Consider the following 25,400-nt stretch of genomic DNA (forward strand, 5'->3'; position numbering starts at 1 on the left):
GATAAAGTATTGACTAAGCTTTAGTGCTTAGTACTGGCTTAGTTTGTCATAGCGACTGTCTTTCAACGCATCTTTTACGCGTTTTAGGTTCTCACGGAAACCTGTACCACGGCGAAGAGTGAAGCCAGTTGCTAGCACATCAATCACTGTCATTTGTACAACTCGGCTTGCCATTGGCATGTAAACGTCGGTATCTTCTGGAATATCGAGCGTGATGGCCAGCGAGCTTGCCTTTTCTAGAGGAGAATCCTTCGCTGTAATCGCAATAACCGTTGCGCCATTTTCACGAGCAAGGTTCGCTATTTCTACCTGACTCTTTGTTCGACCGGTATGAGAAATAAGAACCACAACATCATTATCACTGCAGTTGATACAACTCATGCGCTGCATAACAATATCTTCAAAACAAGTAATTGGAATATTAAAGCGAATAAACTTGTTTTGTGCGTCTCGGGCAACAGAAGATGATGCACCAAGGCCAAAGAATGAAATGCGCTTCGCTTGCGTTAGCAAATCGACCGCACGGTTCACTTGCATTGGATCTAGGCTATTTTTCGCGACATCTAAACACGCCATCGTCGATTCGAAAATCTTATGGGTGTACGCGTCTGGGCCATCGTCTTCTTCCACATTACGGTTAACGTAAGGGGTGCCGTTGGCTAGGCTCTGTGCCAAGTGAAGCTTAAAATCTGGAAAGCCCTTGGTGTCCAGACGACGACAGAAGCGGTTTACAGTGGGCTCACTAACGTCGGCCATTTTAGCCAGCGTTGCAATGCTTGAATGAATTGCAGTTTGTGGAGACGCCATAATTACTTCCGCAACTTTGCGCTCTGACTTACTGAAATTCTCCAGGTTTTTTTGAATTTTTTCTAATGTATTCATAGTGTTCACGAGGGTATAGAGAACAACTCGCTGGCTCTGCTAACGAAAGGAAACACGAAGATTCCGGAGTAGAGTGGGGCGTTAACGAAAACAACCAGCGCCATAGAATCAGTATAAACCTGATCTTCAATCAGTCTAAACCAATAACGGGTACTATTTAGTGAGAATTTGACAGGCCTCAAACAAAATGTTGTAAAAACTACAGAATTGGATGTGTAAACGAAGTTTTGTTGCGCTAGTCGCACGATAATGATGTTTGAGTTACATCAAAACGAAAAAAAATTTCAAATTGATGTAACTCGATCTGGCTGTTAAGACGATTGAATATCAACAACCAGCTGTTGAATCCTTTTCATCAAATTTGGTGCTTGCTTGGCGATTTCGCGTTGTTCATCAAGCACTGAGCTCAAAATTTCTTTTGTGGTCAGTGGATTTGCCAAAACCACTCTAAACACTATCGTATTCATGCGTTGCCATTGGTCTGGGTTCAGTCTTGTACGTGAAACGAACGATTTGCCCGTTTCGCGCTGACGCTTTTGAATAAACTGTGTTAACTCATTGATCAGCTCATTCAGTTGTTCTTTTTGTGAGCCTTCTGCTTGTGCTAATGCTTCACGGATGAATGGCGGCAAATAACGGTATGTGAGCAGACAAAGCTCTGGTTCAGAAACTAACTCGAAATCATCTTGCTGTTTGATTAAATCCGCAAAGTATCGAGCTTTTTCAATGCTTTGGTCAATCAGAAGCTCGTAACCTGGGCGACTTATGATGTGCATTGCGGCGTAGACCAACATCGCCATACCCGAACGTGAACCTTCTAATGTATGGCTGCCTAGGTCTTTTGAACCTTTTCGCAATATATATTGAGCGTGATGCTCTATGGATTTCATTGCGTCAGGGTCTTTGAACAGAACCATACCAGCGCCCATCGGGATGTAGAGCTGCTTGTGCGCATCAATAGTTACTGAGTCTGCCATTTCCACACCTTTAAGAAGGTGACGGTGATGGTTAGACATAAGTGTTGCGCCACCCCATGCGGCATCCACATGGAAGTGACAGCTGTGAGCTTGGCAGACTTCAGCGATTTCAGGCAATGGATCAACATTACCTGTCTCTGTTGTGCCAGCCACACCAATAACAGCAATAGGCTTGATATTTTGTTTTTCGAGCTCAACAATTTTCGCTTTCAGGTCGTTGACAATAATACGGTTGTTGGCATCGGTTTTAACCGCAACCAAGCCCTCTTGGCCTAGCCCTAATACATCGGCTGCTTTCTTAAGGGAGTAGTGACCACGCTCAGACACTAGCACCGCTAAGCCATCATAGCCATAGTGCTTCATGGCTTTAAAAAGGCCTTCCTTCTCAACGCCTTTAAATGAGCCATTGGCTCTTAACGCTTTGTTACGTGCTACCCAAAGCGCAGTGATATTGGCAATGGTGCCGCCGGAACAAAATGCGCCTAATGAGTGGTTTGCACTGTGCATCCACTGATTGTAAAACGTATCATTCTGACCATATATCAAGCGATGCAGCATACCCAAAACTTGACGCTCAAGTGGCGTAAAGGCTTTGGAAGTCTCTATTTTTACCAGGTTTTGGTTTAAGGCGATCATGATCTTTGACAGTGGCATCAAGAAATAAGGCAGTGCCGATGTCATATGACCAATGAAGCTTGGTGAAGATGTGTGAACTGAGTGCGACACCAAAGTGTCGAGTAAGTGCTCTGTATGATCTGACACGAACTCTGGCTGCTCAGGAATCTGAGCAGAAGAAAAGTCTTTTTCGATTTCGCGTAAAGGCTTTTCTTCTGCCACGATGTGTTCACGAAGAAACTGATTTAGATTTCGCGAGAGGCTCTCGTCAATTTTAGTTAACGTTGAGTCCGGACCTTCTGGGACAGTGAAGATCTTTAGCAAGCTCTCAAAGCTAACATCAGCGGTTTTTTGTTCCTTAACCATAGCAAAGAATCTTTGTAGTTATTTTGGTAATGCGAGCGGCACAATCTAAACTAAAACGGGCGCAAAGTCCCGTTTTAATTGTTGAAACCCAAGTTGTAGAAATGAAAATTTTAGGTGAAGGTTACGATATTCACATTAAAAAATTCTAGATTGAGCACGTTAAAACATTCTAGTGTTTTCGAATGCTAATCAACGACTAATGCGAGCAACCTTAGTCACATTTCTGCTTTTCAATCTTTTCTATTGACTGATTGTACTTATTAAGTGCGGTATCAATTTGTTGGGGATGACTAAGCAGGTCAGCGAATGCTGAACGAAGCTCGTAGTTTTTTGGGTGGTTAGTTGATTGACGGTCGCTAAATGTCTGTTTTGCAACTTCACCTAACTTATCGCTTCGGGTCGCTAACTGCTTAACGTCATGTTGCTCTAGTTTTAACCATGCTTCGATTGGCTGCTCCGTCGCAACGCGGCTAGGGTCGTTCTCTAGAAAGTAGTGAACCGCTTCGCGGTTTAATTCAAAGTGATGTTTACGTCCATCCAAGAACCATTGGCTAACTTCTTTCAGATCTGGATATTGGGTAACCGTCAAATCAACAAGATCTTGATACCACTGTAGTGAGGCATCGACGTAGCCATCGTATTTGCTAGCAAGACATTGTTGATCTGCGGCAAGCGTAAAAGTTGAGCTTGTAGCGAGGAGCGCTGCAACGACAAAGCGTTTCATTCTTCTTCCTTCTGGTTGTTATCCCTTTATTAACGCAATGCACATCAGTTGATGTTTCTCCCTTCTTTCTATTTGGTCGTGACAAATCGTTGGGCTGAATGACGAAAAGAAAGAGGGGTCTTGCCAAAAAATATTGACCACTTTGACGTTAACTGGGTATTTAAATTTTTGCCGTATTGTAATGGATGTTAAAGCGAAAACCTGAGATCTAGCTAGCAAGTGATACAAAGAAAAGCATCATAACTGGTACCAATAAACTCAAAATAAAGCCGCTAACGATAGCAACAGGAACACAACGCACACCACCGGTAGTTTGAATAACGGGTAGGGTGAAGTCCATTGCTGTTGCACCGGCATAACCAATTGCGGTGCACGGATAGCTACGAATAAAGAGAGGAATGGCAACCAGTGCGACTAGCTCTCTCATCAATTCAATCAAGAACGACGCGCCACCAAATACCGGACCAAAAGCGTCACCCATTAAAATACCTGCGAGTGAATACCAGCCAAAACCTGAAGCCATTGCGAGTGCTTGATAAAGAGGAAGATCCAAAAGCACCGCTGCAAGAACGCCACCAAGCATACATGTTGCGATGACAACAGCCGCAATGGCCATTCCTTGTTTATTTAATAGGATTTGACGCAGAGTAAGTCCACTATTGCGCAGCTGAATACCAATAAAAAATAGAAGTAGAAAGAGTATCCATTCGCTTGCTGTATCTACCCAACTCAAATCAATGGGTAACAGCAGGCCAACCACTAACCCTCCGCCAACGACCACGATAAGCTTAACAGACTCTAAAGCCATCGAAGATAACGGTAGTTTCTTTTGATTCTGATTGGTCTGGAGTGGAATAATTTTATCAATAATAGGCAGAGCCAACAGGTTGCAGGCACTTAGACACAAAAAAAACGTACTCGCATAGAGGAGAATACTTTGTAAGTTGCTGCTTAAATTATCGAGCGCCGCCAAACTAAGACCCATCAACGACAAAATGACGTAAATAAGGTAGGACGTTGACTGATTGATCTTCTCCAATAACGAAGATCGAGATATAGGAATTAGATACCCCACCACAAGCGGAGCGAAAATAAATAGCATCCCTGAAAACATAAAGCTCAATGATTCCTTTTTGAGATAACATCAACACGCATAAATCAAATTATCTATCGGTTGAAATTAAAGACATTTCACCACACGCAGCTCAGCCTTGAGCGAATCGTTTTATCACGGATAAGGTATTATCAGAAAGCGATAAATTACAAACCGCTAGCATTGAGTACAGCACGGATTTGATCATTGAAGTCAGTATCACTCATGTTACTAAGTTCATACAAGACTTCTGCACCAGTTAAGTTGAATTCAACTTCATGTTCGTCAATGCGTTCATCGTGATTGCGGAACATCAATAAATGATGCGCAATTCTAGCGATGTCGAGATAACTCACTTCTGGTCGCGTTAATTCGTATTTTTCGTTTGAGGATACTTCTCTGAAGTCGTTGTCAAACCCCCAACGCTCAAGTACCAGTTTACTTGTGGCAGAACAACGTGTTTGGAAGATCTGCAATGCAATATCTGGGTCTAAGTAATTGCCCCTATCTAAGTACAAGTGGTACTCATTAATTAGGCAAAATAACCCTATATCGGCTAATAGACCGACCAATAACGCCTTTTCTTGCTCTAGATGACCATAAGTGCCTGGCTCGTGGCTACGAAACGATTGAACCAACATCACCATGACGGCACCGAGCTCACGAGATATCGCCGCACTCTTCACCAAGATGGCATTGCATTCTTTAGTGAGATTAACTGAGTGTTTAAGTTGCTCGATCGCTTGTGCGGTAACAATATCACGTACACGAAGTATTCCGAGACGAGATACCGCTGTAGTTAAGTCGTTGCAGGTGATATTTCTGCGATTGAAAATCACAGAGTTAGCGACTCGTAAAACGACCGCTGCTAATCCGGGATCTTCCAATAAACAGTTAGCAACATCGGCAATCGTGGTGTGTTCTTCGACACATAACTGCTGAATTTTAAGCACGACATCAGGAATAGGAGGTAACGAAATCTTACCCGTGGCGATGGACTGTTCTACCAGCTGAGCAAACTCGGATTCCAGTGCGTTTATAAGCTTATCTTTATTATTTGGCAGCCAAAAAAATGATAAATGTTCCATTGTGACGCTGTACTTGAGATCTTTCGTACAGTGTACCCTTACAGCGTATTCTTTATCAATTAAATGCGTATTATGTGCCCGTAATTGCCAGCGAGATCATAATGATGGCGTGTTTTAGGCATGCTATGCGTCAAAAAAATATCACCACACAAACAATAAGTGTGAAACTAATCACGTATGCAGAATTTATACTTTTTTATATGTGACCTATGTCCTAACTTATTTTTCAACGTTAAGTATGATTAAGCAAGTTGGTGAGCACAACTCACAAAAATATCGCCAACAAATCGACATTTATAATTCGCTATAAGCTGCTGTTTATCTGGTGACATCGCTAATCGGGGTAATTTATTCAGATTAAAGAGGTCAATGGACATGACAGACCAAGCTTTTTTTAAATATGTACGCACCTTCAGTGAGTACCAAAAACGTTCTATGTTCGGTGGTATTGGTTTATTCACCGATGATGCTATGTTTGCGCTTGTCAGCAATGATTGCTGCTACTTACGTGGTGGTAATGGGCTAGATGAAGTGTTTACTCAACTGAGCTGTGAGAAGTATAAGCACGTCAAAAAACAGACGACGGCAACCGTAAATTATTATGATGTAACCGATTTATTCGAATCCGGATATGTAGGGCTTGATGAACTGGTACAGAAATCAATTGAATACTCAATTAAGGAACGGAAATATCAAAAGTCCTCTGCCAGTAGACGCTTAAGAGACTTACCCAACATGCAACTAACCCTTGAACGTATGGTCAAGAAAGCCGGTGTTGATGACGTAGAAACCTTTTTAGAACTTGGACCTGTAAAAGTCTTCAACAAAGTTAAAACGGCTTACGGTAATGATGTTGATGTAAAGCTACTGTGGAAATTTTCTGGTGCAACTGATGGCGTACATTGGAAACTGATCCAAGAGCCGCGTAAAAAACAGTTATTGGCACTGTGTGACTAAGCGAAGCTGATCGCACAATGATTGACTCGTTTCGATGGAGTTAGCGGGTCGTAAAGGCAAGTGTGAAAAGCGGAAAAAGGACGTTGAAGTTTTTTACCACTTCATTGAGTTAGTCATTAAATTAGACAAAAAAACCGAGGTAGAGACCTCGGTTTTTGTTTTTTTAATTTGCTCTTTTCTTACAGCACAAATCTTAAAACTTAAAACGCGTAGTGAACATTACCTGATCACCGTAAAAATCGTTGATACGTGCTTCAGCACCCAAAGAGAAAAGCTCTGTTGAGTGGAATCGAGCGTAGGCAGAGCCAGTCCAATCGTCATCGTTATCGATAGAAACGTAGCCGACTTTGCCGCCTACTTCTAATTGAGGGCCCAACCATTGGCGAACACCTAAGTTCAGCTCCATACCAACATCTGTGCTGCTCTCATTCGAAGGTTGCACAACGCGCATTAGCATTTCACCAGTAAGATCTGCCCAGTTGTTTAGCGGAGAATGGAAGCCAAAGCCTGCAGCTGAGTCAAAATCACTTTCAAACTCAGAGTCAATACGAGCAATAACATGCGCGTTCGGGTGAATTGATTTGCTGAATCCAGCACCAAATGTCACAGGACTTGCGCCAATACGTGCTTCGAAATAGTCGTAGCTAAAGTTGCTCATAGTTGCTGGCGCATTGCGATCGTTTGCAGCTAGGGCATGGCTTGATGCCACTAGTAAGGCAGCGGCTAATAGTGTTTTACGCATAACTAACGATAAACCTTGTTCATTATTTCCATGGATTCAAGCAACCACTTGAACCGTAATCTGATTTGTCCGACATCATAATAAAAAGGAAGGTCCACGACCAACAAAAATGTGTCGATGTTTTGTCAATTAACTTAATAGTTCCTTGGTTTAAGCAAAAACTACGCCATATACGTAGTGTCCGAGAATTTCACTCGGACAAGTAACGATGTTTTTCTAACCTCGTTCTACTATGCGAGGTAAGGTGGTTCAATGACCATCGTTGAGTTCAAGTTAGAATTAAACACTTTATTACTCGCCAAAGCTTGCTCTTCTTTTTGCCATGGCGTTGAGGATTGCCTCAGAATCAAGGATTTGAGTCCAGGATAGCAGGTTATCATCATTCTCAATCACAAACGCGGTAAGCTGAGACACGATTGCCTTTCTCAATGCTTCGCCTTTCCAAGGTTTGGCAATGTAATAATCGAGACTCGCGTTATTTACGGCTTCTACGGTGTCTTCCAAACCGGCTTGTCCTGTGAGTAAAACTTTGCGCGCTGCTTTTGTGTCACCATTTTGACTGAGTTCGATTAAGAAGCTGATCCCAGTTTGTTCCGGCATAATGTGGTCACATAAAATGAGAGCAAGCTGAACTTCTTCTTCCGCCATCTCCTCAATCACTTGCCGAGCTTCAGTCACTGATTCCGCTCCTTCGATAACAAAGTTCTCCTCGAAGGGAGCAAGATCTTGGAGCACGCTATCCAAGACTTCTCGTTCGTCATCGACACATAAAATTAGATACTTGGTCATGTTTCATCTCCTTCTTCGATGACTGGTAACCAGACGGTCATTCGTGTGAACTGGCCGATCTCTGATTCGACGTCAATCCACCCTCTGTGTGCTGTTACGATTTGCTGGCAGATGGACAGCCCGATGCCTAAGCCAAAGTTACCTTCTTTTTTTGTGGTGAAGTTTAGCTCGAAAATGGCGTCTCTTTGCGACTCAGGAATGCCACATCCATTATCTTCAAATGAGATAACGGCATAATTTGTGTGCTCTTTTTCTACAAGGCGTGTTTGTATGTTTAACACCCCTTTTTCTGGAAATGCGTCAATGGCGTTAGAGACCAAATTCGTCCACACCTGTTGGAGTGCGATCGGTTGACAAAGGATGGAAGGCAAGTTTGCATAGTCGGTTGAAACTTGGTGCATTTTTAATTTGTTCTCGAAAATCACCAAGGTGTCTTCAATACCCTCATGAATATCGGCATAGTGCAGGGTCTCATCATCTGACCGAGCATATCCTTTCAGGCTTTTTACCATATCAGCAATTCGTGCTGCACAGACATTAATTGAGCGAAGTGTAGAACCTGCTTTGTGGTATTGCTCTAGTGTATTGAGAGCATGATAAGACGCTTGCTGCTTTCTCGTTAGTTGGGTAAGTAGCTCTTGATCGGATTCTAAACCAAGGCTCACCACTTTCTTTGCTAATGCTCGGTCTGGAAGTGTATGGCTAAGCGCTTTTACGCGTGATCTGAGCTCGGCGGTTGAAGCGGGTTTTGAGGTTTGCGCTTTGTTCAGTAATTCAATGCCTTTGCTTTGTATATCGGAACTGGGCGCATCGTTAAGTAATCGTTCTAGCGTATGCGTTAAATTCTCTACGCCCCTTAATATCGCGGCTACTGGATTGTTTAGTTCGTGGGCCACTCCCGCAACCAATTGACCAAGCATCGCCATTTTTTCTCTTTCAATGAGCTGCTGGTGGGCTGATTCTAAAGATTCGAGCGTTTTTTGAAGTTGCAGTTTGGTGTTGATGCTTCTTTGCAATCGGCGGTTGAAGTGGCGTAAAAGCAAGTTTGTAAAAAGAGGCAGTAAGTTTGAGTCGCTTTGCATCACTTTATTGAATACGTTGCGATCGAGTTTGATAACTTCTGTTTTGGTTAGTGTTAGAGCTGTCGAGAAAGAACATTCCCCAGTAACAAACGACATGCCTCCGACAATATTCCCTTTGTTATGGCGTACAACCTCTCGCTGCATGCCTTGCTCATCGCGCTTGTACAGAGCCACTTCACCTTCGGTGATAAACCACAAAAAGCAATTTGGCTCGCCTTCCACGGTTAATAAGTGTTCAGGTGAGTATGTACGGCACGCTCTTGTTTCGTCATTATCTTTGAAAAATTGCTGGAGAGCGGAGATCACTTGCTCGGCTAACTCGGCATCAGACATCGAGTGGTAGTCGTGTAAGAATCCGGCTTGATAATGGCTCATCTGGTTATTGATGTGCGCTCGCAACAAGCTGTGATGATCCAATATCTGACTGTAACTTAGCAGGTCTTCTTTGCCATTTCGCAAGATAAATTGGGTCAGCTCTTTTTGCACTGTGTTAAATAAGACGTGATCTGGCAAAGGTTTAGTGAGGCAGTGGTCGAGCCTGCCCTCATTAACGGCAGTGAGAATTGCCTCTATATCAGACGAGCAGCTAATAAGAATTTTTCTTGCTTGCTCGGTATGTGGCATCCGGTCTAAACCAATAAGAAAATCCACGCCGTTAAAATGAGCGTGATGGCTTGCTATAACTAAAGCAACAGTCTGTTCTCTTTCTTCTAGATACTCTAAAGCGCTTTGAGCCTCTTCTATCGATTCGACAGAAAAAATATCAAACTTACTTGAGAAGGCAGACAGCTCCAATCGAAACTGTTCAGCACTGATTGGGTTGTTGTCGAGACACAACACAGCATAACGATTCACAGATGTTTTAGCTCCGGTTAAAACTTCGCCACGCAAACTTTAACAATAAAAGGACATGATGAGTGGGAGCCAAGTATGATTCCTGATTAATGGACTAGAATAAGCATCAATAGTCTGATTTGTCTCAATGTTTTCTCCGCAGGTGGTTTGGGGTAGACTGACCGAAAATATCTAATAAGTGACGTTATGCAAAATCTTAAAAAAATCGGCGCCATTGGTGGTGCTATCTCATTAGCACTGTGTTGGCCATTGGCTGTCGGACAAATTGGTCAGTCCATCATTGAAGATGGTATTACCAATATGAATGATGAAATGATTAAAGGCGAAGTGGTCGAGTATCAGCGTGGCTATTTGTCTTCAGTCGTGCTGACTCGTTATTCAGTTGTTGATCCTGAGCTTAAAACGCAGTTAGAGCGTGATGGTATGCCAACGACGTTTGACGTAACCAGTGATGTTAGCCACGGTCTAACAAGCCTAACAGCAGATTCAAAATTGGTGGACAATGACTTTTTGCCTCTCACGATGCATAGCCAGACTCAACTAAATGGCAATACAGCATTTATCCTCGACCTAGACAGTTGGCATTATCGTAACGAAGCGCAAGGTGTTTCTGTTTCTACAAGCCCTGCAAAAGTAACAGGTGATGTGACGGTATTGGGTGATCTCAATTACCAAGTTTCCGTTCCTTCTGTTCAAGTGGATTTTGAAAACGGTGAAGAGCTTCATCTGAATGCATTGACAGGGCAAGGTAAAGGAAAGCAAGCAAAAGGCTACTGGTTAGGCGAGCAATCTTTCTCTCTAGAGAAGCTAGATGTGGTTGATGCGAACTTAACGCCTGTCTTTTTGATTGAAAATGCGAGCTACCGTGGTAACACTACGATGAGTGAGTCTGGTGATAAGCTGAACAGTCAATTAAACCTAGATGCTAAGAAACTACGTTTAACTGATGGGACGGATGTCGATAACTTTAAGTTGGATTTCTCAATTGCAGATGTGGATAGCCAGTCTTTTGATCAAATTATGTCTATCTATCAAAGCTCTCCTATGCTAGATGAGCAGGAAATTGCGAATTTATTGCCGCATGTCGATACGCTGTTTAGCAAAGGTTTTGATTTATCCGTGAACGAGCTTTCACTCGCGTTCGGTGACGGCAAGTTCCACAACGAGTGGCAACTATCCATCCCTGAAGGTACTGAGCATATTACTCAAGATCCAATGAAGTTGGTGACGGCCACTACTGGTGAACTTAGCACTTACTTCTCTGATGAATTAGTAACGCATTACCCATTTATTCAAGAAGGGATTGATGAGCTCCTTATTATGGAGTTGATCGAAAAAGTAGAGGGCGGTTATCAATTAAAAGCAGAAATTGGTGAAGGCAAATTGAAGTTCGAAAATGGGCATGAGTTCCCATTGGTGGCTCTACTTATGCCTGCTTTGATGCAACAACAGTAATTCGTGTTGTTGCGAATTTGTTCCAATTCAACGCTTAGTCTTTAAAAAGAGGTCGTAAGACCTCTTTTCTTGTTTTTATCACTGCGAAAACGTGATATTAATTTCTTAATATTTACATAGCAGGAGCAATGAGCATCATGGAACAAAATACGGACAACGTATTTAACTTCAGTGCAGGGCCAGCAGGTCTGCCTAAAGCAGTTATGCAGCAAGCACAACAGGAACTAATCGATTGGCAAGGCCTTGGTACTTCGGTCATGGAAATCAGCCACCGAAGCAAAGAGTTCATCAAAGTTGCAGAAGAAGCCGAGCAGGATTTACGTGATCTTCTGAATATTCCGGACAACTATAAAGTACTGTTCTGCCAAGGTGGTGCTCGTGCTCAGTTTGCTGCTGTTCCTCTAAACTTACTTGGTGATGCCGATACGGCAACTTACATCGATGGTGGTTATTGGGCTGAAAGCGCGGTAGCTGAAGCGAAAAAATACTGCGAACCAGACGTGTTTGATGCAAAAACAGAAATCAACGGGAAAGTCGCGGTTCTACCTGCAAGTGAATGGAAAATTGCTCCAGAAGCGGCTTACGTTCACTTCTGTCCAAATGAGACCATTGATGGTATTGAGATTAACGATCTTCCTATCACCGATAAACCGATTGTTGCTGACATGTCTTCGACAATTCTTTCTCGTGAAATCGATGTGTCTAAATACGGTGTAATTTACGCGGGCGCTCAGAAAAATATTGGTCCTTCCGGCATTGCTATTGCTATCGTGCGCGATGATTTATTAGGTATGGCGAAGCAGGTACTACCAAGTATCTTGGATTACACTGTTTTGGCAGAAAAAGAATCAATGTTCAACACGCCACCAACCTTTGCATGGTACCTGTCTGGTCTTGTTTTCAAATGGCTGAAGGCACAGGGTGGAGTAAAATCGATTGAGCAAGTGAACCGCGCTAAAGCCGCGCTACTGTATGATTACATCGATCAGTCTGATTTCTACCGTAATGGCGTGCACTCAGCAAACCGTTCTTTGATGAACGTGCCATTTCAACTTGCTAAGCCTGAACTGGATGCAACCTTCCTTGAGCTAGCAGACTCTAAAGGGCTGAAAGCGCTAAAAGGTCACCGAGCAGTTGGTGGTATGCGAGCATCCATTTATAACGCAATGCCGCTAGAAGGTGTTCAAGCGTTAGTAGACTTCATGCAAGAGTTTGAGAAAAACTACGCGTAAGCTCAAACTGATAGTTGTTCTCCAAAGCGTCGCTATTGCGGCGCTTTTGTTTATCTCAACTCACATCATTCCAGGAAGGTAAAATGACCAAGGCAAATATTGAAGCGCTGACTAAGCAGTTCCCACTCTTGGCAGCACTTATTGATCTTGAAGAGGTTTGTTGGTTTAACCCCCATATCACTTCCTTGGAGGAAGGCTTACCTCATGTCGGGTTAGATGAAAAAGATATTCAAGCGGCGAGTGAACGGCTAGCACGATTTGCGCCTTATTTGATGAAAGCGTTTCCCGAAACGGAAACGTCGCGTGGCGTTATTGAGTCCGCAGTGGTGGATATTCCCAATATGAAAGTGCGTTTGGAGCAGCAATACGACACACCAATATTGGGCCATTTAATGCTCAAAAAAGACAGTCATTTGCCAATTTCTGGTTCGATCAAAGCGAGAGGTGGTATTTATGAAGTGCTCACTCATGCAGAAAAGTTGGCGTTTGAAGCCGGCTTGCTCTGTGAAAGCGATGATTACAGCAAATTGTTCAGCAATGAGTTTCGGCAGTTTTTTAAGCAGTACAGTATTGCAGTTGGCTCAACCGGCAATCTTGGTATGTCCATCGGTATCATGAGTGCGAAGCTGGGTTTTTCAGTTTCAGTCCACATGTCTGCGGATGCGCGGGAATGGAAGAAAAATAAGCTCCGGTCACATGGTGTTAATGTCGTAGAGCACCAAGAAGATTATGGTATTGCTGTCGCGCAAGGTCGTAAAGAGGCAGAAAAAGATCCCAACTGTTTCTTTATCGATGATGAAAACTCACGGACGCTGTTTCTAGGTTACTCTGTTGCGGGTGAGCGTCTTAAGCAGCAGTTTGATGACTTGGGAATCGTGGTTGATGAGCATCATCCATTGTTTGTTTATCTTCCTTGTGGTGTTGGCGGCGGGCCTGGTGGCGTGGCATTTGGCTTGAAGGTAGCGTTTGGCGAGCATGTCCATTGTATTTTCGCGGAGCCAACGCACTCCCCGTGCATGCTGTTGGGCGTACATACAGGCTTGCATGACGATATTTCGGTACAAGATTTGGGTATCGATAACATCACCGCCGCTGATGGCTTGGCAGTCGGGCGTGCTTCGGGATTTGTCGGAAGAGCGATGGAAAGGCTACTTGATGGTTTTTACACCATTGATGACGCTCGTATGTATCACCACTTGGGTGAGTTAAGTGAACTGGAAGGTATTAATCTAGAGCCTTCTGCATTAGCCGGTATGATTGGGGCAGTGCACGTCTCGAATAACCATGCTTATCAGTCTCAAATGAAATTTGACGAAGAAAAACTCAAAAACGCAACACATCTTGTTTGGGCAACTGGTGGGGGCATGGTTCCGGAAGATGAAATGGCGGCTTATCTCAAAAAATCTGGTCGGTAAATCAGCACTGTATACGTGCTTAATTAGGTAACTAATAATACAGGAATAACAAAAGGGCTCATCGTTTGATGAGCCCTTCTCGTCACTGAAAATCGAATTATAGAGATTGTAATAGCTGGTAGTAACGACCTTTTTGAGCGAGTAGCGTTGGATGGTCGCCTTGTTCGATGATCTCACCTTGTTCCATCAAACAGATGCTATCCATACTTTCTAGCTCTATCAGTCGGTGTGTAATGAATACTACTGTCTTATTAGCAAAGTGTTCATTGAAAAGCGCCATCACTTTTTGTTCCGTACGCTTATCGAGGCCTTCAGTCGGTTCATCTAAGAGTAGGATTGGGGCATCACGTAGCAATGCTCGAGCAATACCGATTCGACGTTTCTCACCACCAGATAACTGACGGCCGCCGTCGCCTAACCAAGCGTCTAACCCCGGCTCTTCAAGAAGTCCGCCAAGCTCGACTTTTTGTAAAATAGTAGACAGTTGCTCATCACTTGCATCCGGAGCGGCCATGAGTAAGTTGTCACGTAGTGTCCCGTTTAGTACATCTACGCGTTGACTGACCACAGTCATTGCTGCTCGCAGGTCCGACTCGCTCCAATCTTGCAGTTTTGTACCACCGATTCGAACTTCACCTTGGTTAACATCCCAGTAGCGGCAAAGAAGCTGAATCAGTGTTGATTTACCTGAACCTGTTTGACCTACAATTGCAGTTTTAGTGCCCAACGGTAGTGAGAGTGACAAGTCTTTCAGCACCTTTTGCTGACCGTCAGGGTAAGTGAAATCAATGCTGTCGAATTCAATGTCTAACGTTGTGTCTTTATGTTTCGACTGCTCAGGGAAGACAACGTCAGGTTCAGCCAAAATTACTTCATTTAAACGACGAGCAGAAGTCAACGTTTGACCGAGATACTGGAATGCGCCCGCGATAGGCATCAGAATCTCAAAGCTCGCCATGGTTGCAAACGCAAACAGCGCAATCCAAGGATCAGGAGCACGACCACCTACGCCGTCTGCAGCAAACCAAAGCATCACAACCAGTGTAATGCCGTTCACCAGCATAAGCAGGCCTGAAGCCATGCCCGTTAAATTCGCGTTCACAAACTGGTTAGACAGCAACTGCTTCTGCTTCTCTAGAATGAGATTACGATAACGTTCTTCTGCTCCAAAGATACTCAGTTCGCTGTAGCCTTGAAGCCAGTCCAGTGTCGCCACTCGCAATTGCGCTTTATGATGAGTGAGATTCTCGCCATTGTTTTTACCCAGTTTATAGAACAGCACCGGCCATACAAACAACATGACGGTAAGAATCGAACCAAGCAGTAAGGCGAGATGCCAATCAAAGAACGCCAGGACAGCCGTTAAACTCAATATGCCAAAAATACCAATCACGACAGGGCTGATAAGTCGAAGGTAAACGTGATCCATCGCATCTACGTCCGCTACTAGGCGGTTGAGCAGATCGGCATCACGCATCGTAGAAACACGACCCGGAATCAGTGGTGCAAGTTTCTTAAAGAAGAAGATACGTAGATCGGTAAGCAGCTTGAACGTTGCATTGTGGCTAACGACACGTTCTCCCCATCGACCTGCGGTTCGAGCCATTGCAGCGCCGCGTACCCCGGCACCTGGTAACATGTAGTTGAAGGTCTCACGAGCAACCGTCAAGCCTGCCACCGCTGCGGCTGAAATAAACCAACCTGATAGCGTTAATAAGCCAATAGACGCCGCTAAGGTCAGAAATGCCAGTAGCATACCTAGCGAAAGACCAAACCAGTGTTTTTTATAGAGTTTTAGATAAGGGAGTAAATCACGCATCTAAGTTCCCCTTGTCTGTTTCACGTTGTGCGAGGTTCGCTTCCAACATGTCTTTAAATAAGCCATCTTCTGTCGACAGTGTGGCGTAATCACCACGTTGAACAATCTGGCCGTCCTGCATAACAAGAATTTGCGATACGTTTTGTAAAGGCGCAAGTTGGTGAGTAATCATCAAATTCGTTGTGGCATGCGCATACTTGTTAATGCCTTCCATCACGAGTTTTTCACTGCGAGCATCTAAGCTTGCGGTTGGTTCATCTAATAACCAAAAACGACCATTTTGTAGCATGGCGCGAGCCAGTGCTAAACGCTGCGCTTGGCCGACAGATAAACCACCAGAACGATCAGATATCGGATAATCCAACCCATGCATTTCAACAAATTCAGCAGCGTGAGAGTCATTCAACACAGAATGTACGTCTGCATCCTGAATATTGTGCTTACCTAGTGTGATGTTATCTCGAATGCTACCGTGTAATAGCATCGGGTTTTGACCAATCCAGCTTACTGCCTCTCGCCATGTGGCTAGATCCAGTTGCGACAATTCACAACCATTAATCTTCAAGCTACCTTGATAAGGCATGAAACCGAGGATGGTGTTTACCAAGCTTGTTTTACCTGCGCCACTTGGTCCAACTAAAGCCGTACTTTTGTTGGCTTCAAGAGAGAAGGATAGGGGACCTGCGAGCTGCTTACCTTCCGGACTAAAAATGGTTAACTGGTCCGCTTCAATATGGATAGGGCTGTTTTTATCTAACGCTTGGGTACCATCTTTGATTTGATCGACTTCTAAATCCAGAAACTCGACAATGCTTTCTGCTGCGCCAACCGCTTGCTGTTTCGCATGATAGAACGTGCCCAAATCACGTAATGGCTGATAAAACTCTGGAGCAAGAATCAGAATGAACAAACCAGCAAACAGCGTAACACCTGTGCCGTAGTAGCCGAAGTCCAACTCCCCGATATAACTAAAGCCAAAGTAGACAGCGGTAATTGCGATAGAAATAGAAGTGAAAAACTCTAACACCGCAGAAGACAGAAACGCGATTTTCAGAACGTCCATGGTACGAGTACGAAAGACTTCTGAAGCACCCTTTAGCGTCTCAGTTTCAGATTTTGTTCTATCGAATAAGCGAATGGTTGTCATTGCTTGCAAGCGGTCATAAAAGTGACCCGACAAACGCTGCATCGCTTTAAAGTTTTTACGGTTTGCTTCTGCGGCTTTCATCCCAACCAGTGCCATGAAAATAGGCACTAGTGGTGCAGTGACCAGGAAGATCAAGCCTGCTGCCCAGTTTACTGGGAATACGACAACCAAAATGATGAAAGGCACTAGTACCGATAATGACATTTGAGGCAAGTAGCGTGAGAAGAAATCTTGCATATCTTCTACCTGCTCTAAGATGAGCGTTGCCCAAGTGCCAGCAGGTTTGCCTTTGATGTAAGCTGGCCCAAGTTTATGAACTTTATCTAAAATGAGTTGGCGAATATAAACTCGAATTTGCTCCCCGCAACGGTAACCGGCAAGCTCTCGACCCCAGGTACAAGCAGCTCGACCGATAACCGTGCCACCGAGCCCAACAAAATGCCAAATGAGCTCGGCTTTGTCGACTTGGTCAATGATTAACTGGTGCAGAATGGAGGCGAGCAGGGCTGCTTGAGCCAATAAAAACACGCTTGAAAGTACGCCTAGGCCTATCGCAATCATAAGCCAGCGCTTGGCTAACTTACTTTGTTGCTTCAGCCACTTATTCAAGCTGCTTTGCTTTTTCTTATCCATCGTGAAGGCTTAATGATAATTGTTTTAATGAGGCGGTAGTATACAAAAGAAAACCCAGCGGGAATACCGCTGGGCTTTAAGGATATGACACAAATGTGAAAAGTTATTTGTCACCAAGTGAGTCTAAGAAACGTTCAGCATCTAATGCAGCCATACAACCTGTACCTGCAGAGGTGATCGCTTGACGGTAGTTGTGGTCCATTACGTCGCCAGCTGCAAATACACCTTCGATACTAGTTTGTGTTGCGTTGCCTTCAAGACCTGATTGAACGATGATGTAGCCATCTTTCATGTCTACTTGGCCTTCAAAGATTTGTGTGTTTGGCTGGTGACCAATTGCGATGAATGCACCCATTACATCGATATCTTCTGTCGCACCGCTGTTCACGTCTTTAATGCGGACGCCCGTTACGCCCATATCGTCACCCAGTACTTCATCGAGAGTGCGATCGGTATGAAGAACGATATTACCGCTTTCAACTTTATCCATCAGACGTTTCACAAGGATCTTCTCTGCGCGGAATGAATCGCGGCGGTGGATCAGATGAACTTCTGACGCAATGTTAGATAGGTATAGCGCTTCTTCAACAGCCGTGTTACCACCGCCCACAACTGCAACTTTCTGATTACGGTAGAAGAAACCGTCACAGGTTGCACAAGCAGAAACGCCGCGACCTTTAAATGCTTCTTCAGACTCAAGGCCAAGGTATTTTGCTGATGCGCCGGTAGATATGATTAAGGCATCACAAGTGTACTCACCTGAGTCGCCTTTTAAACGAAATGGGCGTTGTGATAGCTCTACTTCATTGATGTGATCAAATACGATTTCAGTTTCAAAACGCTCGGCGTGTTCTTTCATGCGATCCATCAATGCTGGACCTGTCAGTCCCTCAGCATCGCCTGGCCAGTTTTCAACTTCAGTTGTGGTGGTTAGCTGACCACCTTGTTGCATTCCCGTCACAAGCACAGGGTTTAAGTTTGCACGCGCTGCGTAGACGGCAGCTGTGTATCCTGCAGGACCAGAACCAAGAATTAATAATTTACAGTGTTTTACGTCGCTCATTATGGCTCCAAAAAGGGCGTAACATTTCCCCTCGATTGTATGGAAATTCTTAGTGCTTTAAAAGCATAAACAACGATTGTGATCGAATAATTGGTTATAGATTAGAACCCACTAAATATTGATTGAGAACGTTGACTTCTAGCATAAAATTCTATTCGTAGTAGAGAAGTCTAGTTTCAAATATTGTCAAAGCGTAAAACTGAAACATGGCTCTGTTTTTGTGGCTTGGTTTGGTTTGTTATGTTGTTTTCGTCGTTTTGTTGAAGCTATCAACGTTAAAAACTGGTAATTGCAGAATATTTGCGTAACCTAGTGTGTAAATTAAATGTTAATTAATGTGCCTCATTAAAGGAGCAAATGATGTTACATTCACGTGAGAATACTCTACATTTAACACAGCTCAGCATGGCAGCAATTGAGCAGCTTTCCCCATCGTTTGAAGAACTGCCTCGTACCGAACATGCAGATGGTCAGTATCGACTACGACGTTATTCTGTGGTTGGTTTTGATAACGGCAAAGTCATCGACTTAAATAAAAATAGCTTTGTTCAATCCTCTGATATCAACCGATTTCAAGGTGATGTTGTAAGACAATTCGAGCCAATTGAGAAGGATATTCTTACCAGCGATGGCTTTCGAGAAATGTGTGAATTGTTTGTCAATGCGAATCATCTGCCAAACGGTCAAGAAATAGAAATTCACCAAATCCGTATCAGGGCACTGGAAGAAGAAACCCAAGTAGCACCTGAAGGTGTGCACCAAGACGGTTTTGATCACATTGCAATGGTTGGTGTGGGACGCCATAACATCATCGGTGGCGACATCATGCTGTACAGCAGCCATAACCAAGCCCCATTTTTCCGTAAAGTGCTAGAAACCGGAGAGGTCGCAATCTTGGCTGATAGCAAGCTGTGGCATAACGCGTGCCCAATCCGCTCTGTTATTGATGACGAAGCGGGCCATATGGATGTATTTGTACTCACTGCTACGGATAAGCGTAATGAACTTCAATCTTAATCAGATCAGAGAGCAATTTCCGGCGTTGGCTCAATACCACAACGACAAGCCCGTGACGTTTTTTGATGGTCCAGGTGGTTCACAAGTGCCTCAATCAGTACTAGACAGCATGGTAGGGTATTTAGGTCGTTTCAACGCTAACTTAGGCGGGCATTATTTTTCTAGCCAAGTGACCGTTGACGTAATGCAAAATGCGCGTGAGTCGGCTCAGGCTCTACTTAATGCCCCTTCATCTGGCAATATTGTCTTCGGTGCCAATATGACCTCACTAACCTTTCAGCTTAGTCGCGCGATTAGTCGAGATTGGCAAGCAGGAGATGAGATCATTGTCTCCGCTTTGGATCACTATTCAAATGTATCCAGCTGGCAGCAAGCGGCAGAAGATAAAGGCGTTACGGTTCATCAAGTTCGTATCAACGAAGAAGATTGTACGCTTGATATGGAGCATTTAAGCCGCCTTCTTTCTGATAAAACGCGCCTTGTCGCTGTGACTTATGCATCGAACACGACGGGCTCTATTGTGGATGTACAGCAAGTAGTCAGCATGGCGCACAATGTTGGGGCACAAGTTTATGTGGATGCCGTCCATTATGCGCCTCATCATTTGGTTGATGTTCAAGCGTTAGGTTGTGACTTTTTAGCTTGCTCAGCTTACAAGTTTTTCGGACCACACGTTGGTATTGCTTACATAGCCGATCAGTGGCTTCACAGTATTCGCCCTTACAAAGTCGAGCCTGCCACTAATATAGGCCCTGGTCGATTTGAAACAGGAACGCAAAGTTTTGAAGGTCTTGCTGGTGTCGTTTCTGCGGTTGAGTATCTGGCTCAATTTGGTGAAGTCGGTTTACCTCTTCGCCAACGATTGGAGCAAAGCTACCAACTGTATGAACAACATGAGCAGCGCTTGAGTGAGCGTTTCTTGCAGCGTTTGAATGCATTAGATGGTGTCAATCTATTCGGTATCGCAAAGGAAGATAGCCAACTCCGCACGCCAACTTTTGCGCTAACGTTTGACCGATATTCTCCAGAGTTCATCGCGAAAACACTGGGTGAACATAACATTTGTGTATGGAATGGTCACTTTTATGCGTTGGGCTTAGTTCGTCAACTTGGTTTAGAAGAATCGGGTGGTGTAGTGCGAATTGGTTGTATGCATTACAACACAATAGAAGAAGTCGATATGTTATTCGATGTGCTAGAAAGCATCCTTGACGCATAACTAACGATTTCTTCCTAATAGAAAAACAAAAGCTCGAGTCAAAATCGAGCTTTTTTCATTTTTATTTGAATCAACGCGTTCTGCAAGCGATCACTCACTAACTTCAACTTCATAGGAAGTGAATTTTCTTACATTAATAACGCCGGTATCAAAGATGAGGTATTGACCTTTAATGCCTTGCAAAGTGCCAGTAACAACCGGGTTTTTATCGAAGTTATGCGAAGTGATCTTCGTTGGGTGCTGTTGTACCGGGTAGCTAAGGTCGGTAATGCTTTCGTTTAATACTTCAATGGCATCTTCGCCGAATTGCTGTTTTATCTCGGCAATTTTCTCTTCGACTAAAGGCAATAGCTCAGCAAAACGGTCCTGCAATGCCATAGGTTCACCGTCACCTTTTAGCAGTGTGCGCCAATTGGTCTTGTCTGCGATATGTTTCGCCAGTTCAACTTCAATTAAACCGGAGATATGGCGAGTTTTTACTTTAAAAATTGGCAAGCCCTGAGTCGCGCCTTGGTCAATCCAACGAGTCGGGATTTGAGTATGACGAGTAATACCAACTTTTAAGCTGGATGTGTTGGACAGGTAGACAAAGTGATCCACCATGCAATTCTCTTCACCCCATTGTGGTTCGCGACAAGTCCCTTGATCGTAGTGGCAGGTCTCTGGCTTCATGATACACATGTCGCAGCTTGCTAGCTTTTTCATGCATACAAAACAGTGGCCTTGCGAATAACTCTTTTTCGTTTTCTTTCCACATGAGCAACAAAAAATATTGCCAGTGTGAGTCAGTGTGAGCGTTTTACCCAGAAAAGGAGTTAAGTCGATTTCTTCCTCACCGACAGGAAGACGGTAGTTGACGGCACCGTCCAGAGAAGCACGCATTTTGTTTAGCGTGCCAGTTGCAATTAATGACATGACATTACTCATTATTGTGTTTTTGCACAGTATATACTGAAGTGGAGAAGAGATGCAGGGTTGACAGGAGCTTTAAAGTAAATGTCTTGCACTAAATTATTATGCATCGTGTTTTATTTTCTAAAAATTATGGCTGTGAAATGCTTCGCAAATAGAAGTTGGGCTGCACTTTTTAGAAATTTTAAAACGTGATAACGGTTCAAAATCCGTTACCATGTGTCGAAACTAAGAATTGAATGAAAAAGCGATTTTATTTCTTGATAAATCACCTTGATTTCATTTTTGAAATTATTGAACCCCACGTATTGTATAATCTCAGCAGGTCACTTGCCCATGAAGTGGATCCATAACTTTATCTTTGCTCTTTCTATTTGCACTATCAGTTTGGTTGCCCTTTATAGTGTGCTTGGCGATACGCGAAAGCTGACCATTACACCTGAGCATTTCAATATCTATGCAACTAAAGATGCCAGTGAAGGAGGTGTGAGTGAGGCAGATATCACATACGATCGGCAAAGCCTAGTCCTTAGCTGTGAACTAAAGCAGAGCTCGTATGCTTGGCCTTACTGCGGAATCTCGGTTTATACCGATTCAGCAACGCCAACACAGGGTATTGACCTTTCCAACTACCATACGATTCGATTGAAGGTGCGATATGAAGAGGCAGGAATAGGGGCTAACCCTAGCCACGACCTACGTTTGTATCTTCGCAATTATAATTCTGAGTATTCCAAGCCGGACGACGAGTACACCATTAAATATAATGGCATGCAGTTTTCTCCGTCGGGTTCGAGCGATATTGTCGAAATTCCGATTAAAAATCTTCAGGTGATGACCTGGTGGTTAGCAGATAACGGAGTCGCGATTGAGCACTCTGCACCTGAATTTTCAAACATCACACGTATTGATATTGCAACTGGGTCTGGTGCGGCACTTGGTAAACATAGAATTGTGATTGATAAAATTGAGTTTGAAGGCGCTTACCTTGCGCAAGAAACATTGTTGTATGCATTATTACTCTCTTGGATGGCGCTTGGACTGGCTTTTTCACTGCATGAGTTACGAAAAAATAGAGTGGCTTATGAAAAAGCGCAAAAGCGTCACCGTCATTTGGAAAAGGTGAATGATACTTTGCGAGCTCAAAACTATGAGTTTGCAGAGTTAGCGCATCGAGATGCTTTGACGGGCGCGATGAACCGATATGCTGTGCAACACTGGCTGGAACAACAATCTCGTCAGGTTCGCTGGGGGCATAACACCTTCAGTATTCTCTATTTGGACTTGGATAAGTTTAAAAAGGTGAACGACAAATTTGGGCACCAAATGGGGGATGACATATTGCGCGAATTTGTCATGGTGGTAGCGACTTCTATTTACTCAGACGATCGACTCGTTCGTTGGGGCGGCGAAGAGTTTGTCGTATTTTGCCCTGATACCAATATTGAACAAGCGTTAGAGAAGGCAGAAATGATTCGCAAAAATGTGGAGGATCATTTGTGGGTGCACGGTGATTCATTAACTTGCAGTATTGGCGTTGCCCAAATGCAGAATGAACGCGTCTCAGAAACCATGGCGAGAGCTGACGAAGTGTTGTATCAGGCGAAGCGCAATGGCCGCAACCGAGTGGAAGCTCATTATGGTTTACTTGCTTGCGAAAAGAAGCAAGCCTGATAGCCGTTCACTGAAAGGAAAGAAAAAAGGTGGCCAACTGGCCACCAAGAGGGAAACTGCTGAACACCACTTAGGGGGGAAGTTTGGGTTATCGATACGATTACCGTGAGCAGCAGTGTAGTGCTAATCGAACTTGCTATTTTTACCAGAACAACCAAGCGAAGAGCGTTAGTGCAGCAATACACGCAATGTTTAATACGAAACCAATTCGCATCATTTCTTTTTGCTTGATATGACCCGTACCGAACACAATCGCGTTTGGAGGTGTTGCAACTGGTAACATAAATGCACAAGATGCAGCGACGGCAATCAGTGCAGAAAGAATAACCGGAGACATGCCTAAGGCTTCTGCAATGGTCGCAAATACAGGGACAAGTAGTGCAGCACTGGCGGTGTTACTCGCAAACTCAGTTAAGAAGACAACAAAAGCAACCACTGCAAGAATCGTTAAGAGAATACCGGCTTGCTCAAGGAAGCCTGACAAGCTATGAGCCAAAAATACGCTTGTTCCGGTTGCTTTTAGGACGTTACTCAGACAGATACCACCACCAAATAGGATTAACACACCCCAGTCGGTTGTTTTCTCGATATCTTTCCACTCGACGGCGCGAGAAGCACCAAGTAGAAGGATGGCGCCAATAGCTACAAGAGTATCGAACTTCGCGAAGCCACCCAGCATAGCGTTAATAGGCTTACTGAATATCCACAACGTCACGGTCAGTAAGAAAATCGCCAACGTAATCATTTTGCCGTTTGTCCATTCGACTGGTTGATGGTCAAGGTCAAACTTGTGGCTAAGGTCAGGCTTAGTCATCGTGTACAATACGAGGATAGCGATTGGCATTAATACTAGGGAAATAGGTACACCAAACTTCATCCATTCAGTGAAGCTAAGGCCAACTTCAGCTGCTGCAATTGCGTTTGGTGGGCTACCAACCAGTGTTGCAATACCACCAATTGAAGCACTGTAAGCGATACCGAGTAGAACGAACAAAAAGGTGTTGTGGTTTTTCTTGGCGTCTAGCTTTGTCATCACACCCAGCACAAGCGGTAACATCATCGCGGCGGTGGCGGTGTTTGAAATCCACATTGACAGGCCAGCACTCACACCAAATAGCATGAATACAGCGACAGACATTTTTCCTCTTGCCAGCAATAGTACTTTATCTGCAATCGCTTGATCTAACTTTTGTTTATGTAGAGCCGCAGCTAGTGCAAAACCACCCAAAAATAGAAAAATGATGGAGTTGGAAAAGTTATTCAGTGCGGCTTGAGTGTTGAACACACCCAAAAATACCGCAAGTAGTGGTATGAGCAGCGCAGTAATGCTGACGTGAATCGCTTCGGTTAGCCACAGAATAGCAACAAAAACTAAGATGCTCAGGCCGGTTACTACTTGTGGTTCAAAGGGTAAGGTATTAAACAAGATAATGAACAATAGGATATTCGCGTTCAAAATCATGCTGTTGCGAGTGAAGAACCAATTCTTCAATGTCACAGCGAGTGCGGTCATGGGTAGTGCTCCTTTTGCATTGCCTTTTGTCGGTTTTTTATGGCAAAGTAACTGACTTGTAGTTATTTATTGATGAAATGTTACTTTGAATGCGAAAAAGAGTTTTGCCTGAATCGTAGAGCAAATTAGAA

20 protein-coding genes are annotated in these 25,400 nt (G+C 43.9%); 7 read left to right on the forward strand and 13 right to left on the reverse strand.

The features are described from left to right. Positions 1-27: 27 nt before the first annotated feature. From R7M92_RS06900 to R7M92_RS06920, 5 genes are all read right to left on the reverse strand, one after another. Positions 28-882 carry a MurR/RpiR family transcriptional regulator gene (locus R7M92_RS06900; protein ID WP_005378021.1) on the reverse strand — a complete coding sequence of 285 codons (855 nt, stop codon included), beginning with the start codon at positions 880-882 and terminating at the stop codon, positions 28-30. Positions 883-1,193: 311 nt separating this feature from the next. Further along, on the reverse strand, positions 1,194-2,840 hold the full coding sequence (gene panP / locus R7M92_RS06905) for a pyridoxal-dependent aspartate 1-decarboxylase PanP (RefSeq protein WP_025766849.1): 1,647 nt from the start codon (positions 2,838-2,840) through the stop codon (positions 1,194-1,196). A gap of 211 nt (positions 2,841-3,051) precedes the next feature. After that, on the reverse strand, positions 3,052-3,564 hold the full coding sequence (locus R7M92_RS06910) for a hypothetical protein (RefSeq protein WP_017634875.1): 513 nt from the start codon (positions 3,562-3,564) through the stop codon (positions 3,052-3,054). 208 nt (positions 3,565-3,772) lie between these two features. Continuing rightward, positions 3,773-4,678, reverse strand: coding sequence for a lysine exporter LysO family protein (locus R7M92_RS06915; RefSeq protein WP_005378011.1), 906 nt, complete (start codon positions 4,676-4,678; stop codon positions 3,773-3,775). A gap of 146 nt (positions 4,679-4,824) precedes the next feature. After that, positions 4,825-5,745: an HDOD domain-containing protein gene (locus R7M92_RS06920; RefSeq protein ID WP_005378009.1), complete on the reverse strand. Its 921-nt coding sequence runs from the start codon at positions 5,743-5,745 to the stop codon at positions 4,825-4,827. Positions 5,746-6,114: 369 nt separating this feature from the next. On the opposite strand from R7M92_RS06920, the gene R7M92_RS06925 reads away from it, so the two are divergent. Beyond that, positions 6,115-6,702 carry a TfoX/Sxy family DNA transformation protein gene (locus tag R7M92_RS06925; protein ID WP_318132982.1) on the forward strand — a complete coding sequence of 196 codons (588 nt, stop codon included), beginning with the start codon at positions 6,115-6,117 and terminating at the stop codon, positions 6,700-6,702. Between the two features lie 193 nt (positions 6,703-6,895). On the opposite strand, the gene R7M92_RS06930 is transcribed toward R7M92_RS06925, so the two are convergent. The 3 genes from R7M92_RS06930 to R7M92_RS06940 form a co-directional block, all read right to left on the reverse strand. Further along, positions 6,896-7,444, reverse strand: coding sequence for a hypothetical protein (locus R7M92_RS06930; RefSeq protein ID WP_005378006.1), 549 nt, complete (start codon positions 7,442-7,444; stop codon positions 6,896-6,898). A 291-nt stretch (positions 7,445-7,735) separates the two neighbouring features. Then, the gene (locus R7M92_RS06935; RefSeq protein WP_318132984.1) at positions 7,736-8,233 is read right to left on the reverse strand and encodes a response regulator; all 498 of its coding nucleotides are present in this window, start codon (positions 8,231-8,233) and stop codon (positions 7,736-7,738) included. Beyond that, positions 8,230-10,170 carry an ATP-binding protein gene (locus tag R7M92_RS06940; protein WP_206957344.1) on the reverse strand — a complete coding sequence of 647 codons (1,941 nt, stop codon included), beginning with the start codon at positions 10,168-10,170 and terminating at the stop codon, positions 8,230-8,232. Before R7M92_RS06940 ends, R7M92_RS06935 begins: the two co-directional genes overlap by 4 nt. A 186-nt stretch (positions 10,171-10,356) precedes the next feature. On the opposite strand from R7M92_RS06940, the gene R7M92_RS06945 reads away from it, so the two are divergent. From R7M92_RS06945 to R7M92_RS06955, 3 genes are all read left to right on the forward strand, one after another. Further along, positions 10,357-11,625 carry a DUF945 family protein gene (locus R7M92_RS06945; RefSeq protein WP_005389614.1) on the forward strand — a complete coding sequence of 423 codons (1,269 nt, stop codon included), beginning with the start codon at positions 10,357-10,359 and terminating at the stop codon, positions 11,623-11,625. 137 nt (positions 11,626-11,762) lie between these two features. Further along, a complete protein-coding gene (gene serC / locus R7M92_RS06950; RefSeq protein ID WP_017820836.1) occupies positions 11,763-12,857 on the forward strand; it encodes a 3-phosphoserine/phosphohydroxythreonine transaminase in 1,095 nt (364 codons plus the stop codon). 83 nt (positions 12,858-12,940) lie between these two features. Next, entirely contained in the window at positions 12,941-14,272 is a 1,332-nt protein-coding gene (locus R7M92_RS06955; protein WP_064353825.1) for a D-serine ammonia-lyase, read from the forward strand. Positions 14,273-14,369: 97 nt separating this feature from the next. Here R7M92_RS06955 and cydC read toward each other — a convergent pair whose 3' ends face one another. From cydC to trxB, 3 genes are all read right to left on the reverse strand, one after another. Beyond that, positions 14,370-16,091, reverse strand: coding sequence for a heme ABC transporter ATP-binding protein/permease CydC (gene cydC / locus R7M92_RS06960; RefSeq protein ID WP_005388879.1), 1,722 nt, complete (start codon positions 16,089-16,091; stop codon positions 14,370-14,372). Then, complete coding sequence (gene cydD / locus R7M92_RS06965; RefSeq protein ID WP_154204673.1) at positions 16,084-17,871, reverse strand: heme ABC transporter permease/ATP-binding protein CydD; 1,788 nt, start codon at positions 17,869-17,871, stop codon at positions 16,084-16,086. The genes cydC and cydD overlap by 8 nt, the downstream gene beginning before the upstream one ends. 103 nt (positions 17,872-17,974) lie before the next feature. Next, positions 17,975-18,934 carry a thioredoxin-disulfide reductase gene (gene trxB, locus R7M92_RS06970; RefSeq protein WP_005377991.1) on the reverse strand — a complete coding sequence of 320 codons (960 nt, stop codon included), beginning with the start codon at positions 18,932-18,934 and terminating at the stop codon, positions 17,975-17,977. Between the two features lie 360 nt (positions 18,935-19,294). Here trxB and R7M92_RS06975 point away from each other — a divergent pair, with 360 nt between their 5' ends. Together R7M92_RS06975 and R7M92_RS06980 are read left to right on the forward strand one after the other, a co-directional pair. Continuing rightward, the gene (locus R7M92_RS06975; protein ID WP_005377989.1) at positions 19,295-19,951 is read left to right on the forward strand and encodes a 2OG-Fe dioxygenase family protein; all 657 of its coding nucleotides are present in this window, start codon (positions 19,295-19,297) and stop codon (positions 19,949-19,951) included. After that, positions 19,935-21,170: a cysteine desulfurase-like protein gene (locus R7M92_RS06980; RefSeq protein ID WP_085569570.1), complete on the forward strand. Its 1,236-nt coding sequence runs from the start codon at positions 19,935-19,937 to the stop codon at positions 21,168-21,170. Before R7M92_RS06975 ends, R7M92_RS06980 begins: the two co-directional genes overlap by 17 nt. A 90-nt stretch (positions 21,171-21,260) precedes the next feature. Here R7M92_RS06980 and R7M92_RS06985 read toward each other — a convergent pair whose 3' ends face one another. Beyond that, on the reverse strand, positions 21,261-22,085 hold the full coding sequence (locus R7M92_RS06985; RefSeq protein WP_005377984.1) for a DUF2797 domain-containing protein: 825 nt from the start codon (positions 22,083-22,085) through the stop codon (positions 21,261-21,263). Positions 22,086-22,418: 333 nt separating this feature from the next. Here R7M92_RS06985 and R7M92_RS06990 point away from each other — a divergent pair, with 333 nt between their 5' ends. Beyond that, positions 22,419-23,756: a GGDEF domain-containing protein gene (locus tag R7M92_RS06990; protein ID WP_167415147.1), complete on the forward strand. Its 1,338-nt coding sequence runs from the start codon at positions 22,419-22,421 to the stop codon at positions 23,754-23,756. A 142-nt stretch (positions 23,757-23,898) separates the two neighbouring features. On the opposite strand, the gene R7M92_RS06995 is transcribed toward R7M92_RS06990, so the two are convergent. Beyond that, positions 23,899-25,269, reverse strand: a complete 1,371-nt coding sequence (locus R7M92_RS06995) for an SLC13 family permease (RefSeq protein WP_017634863.1) — start codon at positions 25,267-25,269, stop codon at positions 23,899-23,901. Positions 25,270-25,400: the final 131 nt, after the last annotated feature.

It is taken from the genome of Vibrio sp. Vb2880 (assembly GCF_033337975.1).
In the GTDB taxonomy this organism is placed as follows: Bacteria; Pseudomonadota; Gammaproteobacteria; order Enterobacterales; family Vibrionaceae; genus Vibrio; species Vibrio alginolyticus.

Excerpts from the sequence above, each read along its gene's own strand:
- R7M92_RS06900 (WP_005378021.1), bottom strand. The coding sequence starts at position 882 with ATGAATACATTAGAAAAAATTCAAAAAAACCTGGAGAATTTCAGTAAG.
- panP (WP_025766849.1), bottom strand. The coding sequence starts at position 2,840 with ATGGTTAAGGAACAAAAAACCGCTGATGTTAGCTTTGAGAGCTTGCTA.
- R7M92_RS06910 (WP_017634875.1), bottom strand. The coding sequence starts at position 3,564 with ATGAAACGCTTTGTCGTTGCAGCGCTCCTCGCTACAAGCTCAACTTTT.
- R7M92_RS06915 (WP_005378011.1), bottom strand. The coding sequence starts at position 4,678 with ATGTTTTCAGGGATGCTATTTATTTTCGCTCCGCTTGTGGTGGGGTAT.
- R7M92_RS06920 (WP_005378009.1), bottom strand. The coding sequence starts at position 5,745 with ATGGAACATTTATCATTTTTTTGGCTGCCAAATAATAAAGATAAGCTT.
- R7M92_RS06925 (WP_318132982.1), top strand. The coding sequence starts at position 6,115 with ATGGACATGACAGACCAAGCTTTTTTTAAATATGTACGCACCTTCAGT.
- R7M92_RS06930 (WP_005378006.1), bottom strand. The coding sequence starts at position 7,444 with ATGCGTAAAACACTATTAGCCGCTGCCTTACTAGTGGCATCAAGCCAT.
- R7M92_RS06935 (WP_318132984.1), bottom strand. The coding sequence starts at position 8,233 with ATGACCAAGTATCTAATTTTATGTGTCGATGACGAACGAGAAGTCTTG.
- R7M92_RS06945 (WP_005389614.1), top strand. The coding sequence starts at position 10,357 with ATGCAAAATCTTAAAAAAATCGGCGCCATTGGTGGTGCTATCTCATTA.
- serC (WP_017820836.1), top strand. The coding sequence starts at position 11,763 with ATGGAACAAAATACGGACAACGTATTTAACTTCAGTGCAGGGCCAGCA.
- R7M92_RS06955 (WP_064353825.1), top strand. The coding sequence starts at position 12,941 with ATGACCAAGGCAAATATTGAAGCGCTGACTAAGCAGTTCCCACTCTTG.
- cydC (WP_005388879.1), bottom strand. The coding sequence starts at position 16,091 with ATGCGTGATTTACTCCCTTATCTAAAACTCTATAAAAAACACTGGTTT.
- cydD (WP_154204673.1), bottom strand. The coding sequence starts at position 17,871 with ATGGATAAGAAAAAGCAAAGCAGCTTGAATAAGTGGCTGAAGCAACAA.
- trxB (WP_005377991.1), bottom strand. The coding sequence starts at position 18,934 with ATGAGCGACGTAAAACACTGTAAATTATTAATTCTTGGTTCTGGTCCT.
- R7M92_RS06975 (WP_005377989.1), top strand. The coding sequence starts at position 19,295 with ATGTTACATTCACGTGAGAATACTCTACATTTAACACAGCTCAGCATG.
- R7M92_RS06980 (WP_085569570.1), top strand. The coding sequence starts at position 19,935 with ATGAACTTCAATCTTAATCAGATCAGAGAGCAATTTCCGGCGTTGGCT.
- R7M92_RS06985 (WP_005377984.1), bottom strand. The coding sequence starts at position 22,085 with ATGTCATTAATTGCAACTGGCACGCTAAACAAAATGCGTGCTTCTCTG.
- R7M92_RS06990 (WP_167415147.1), top strand. The coding sequence starts at position 22,419 with ATGAAGTGGATCCATAACTTTATCTTTGCTCTTTCTATTTGCACTATC.
- R7M92_RS06995 (WP_017634863.1), bottom strand. The coding sequence starts at position 25,269 with ATGACCGCACTCGCTGTGACATTGAAGAATTGGTTCTTCACTCGCAAC.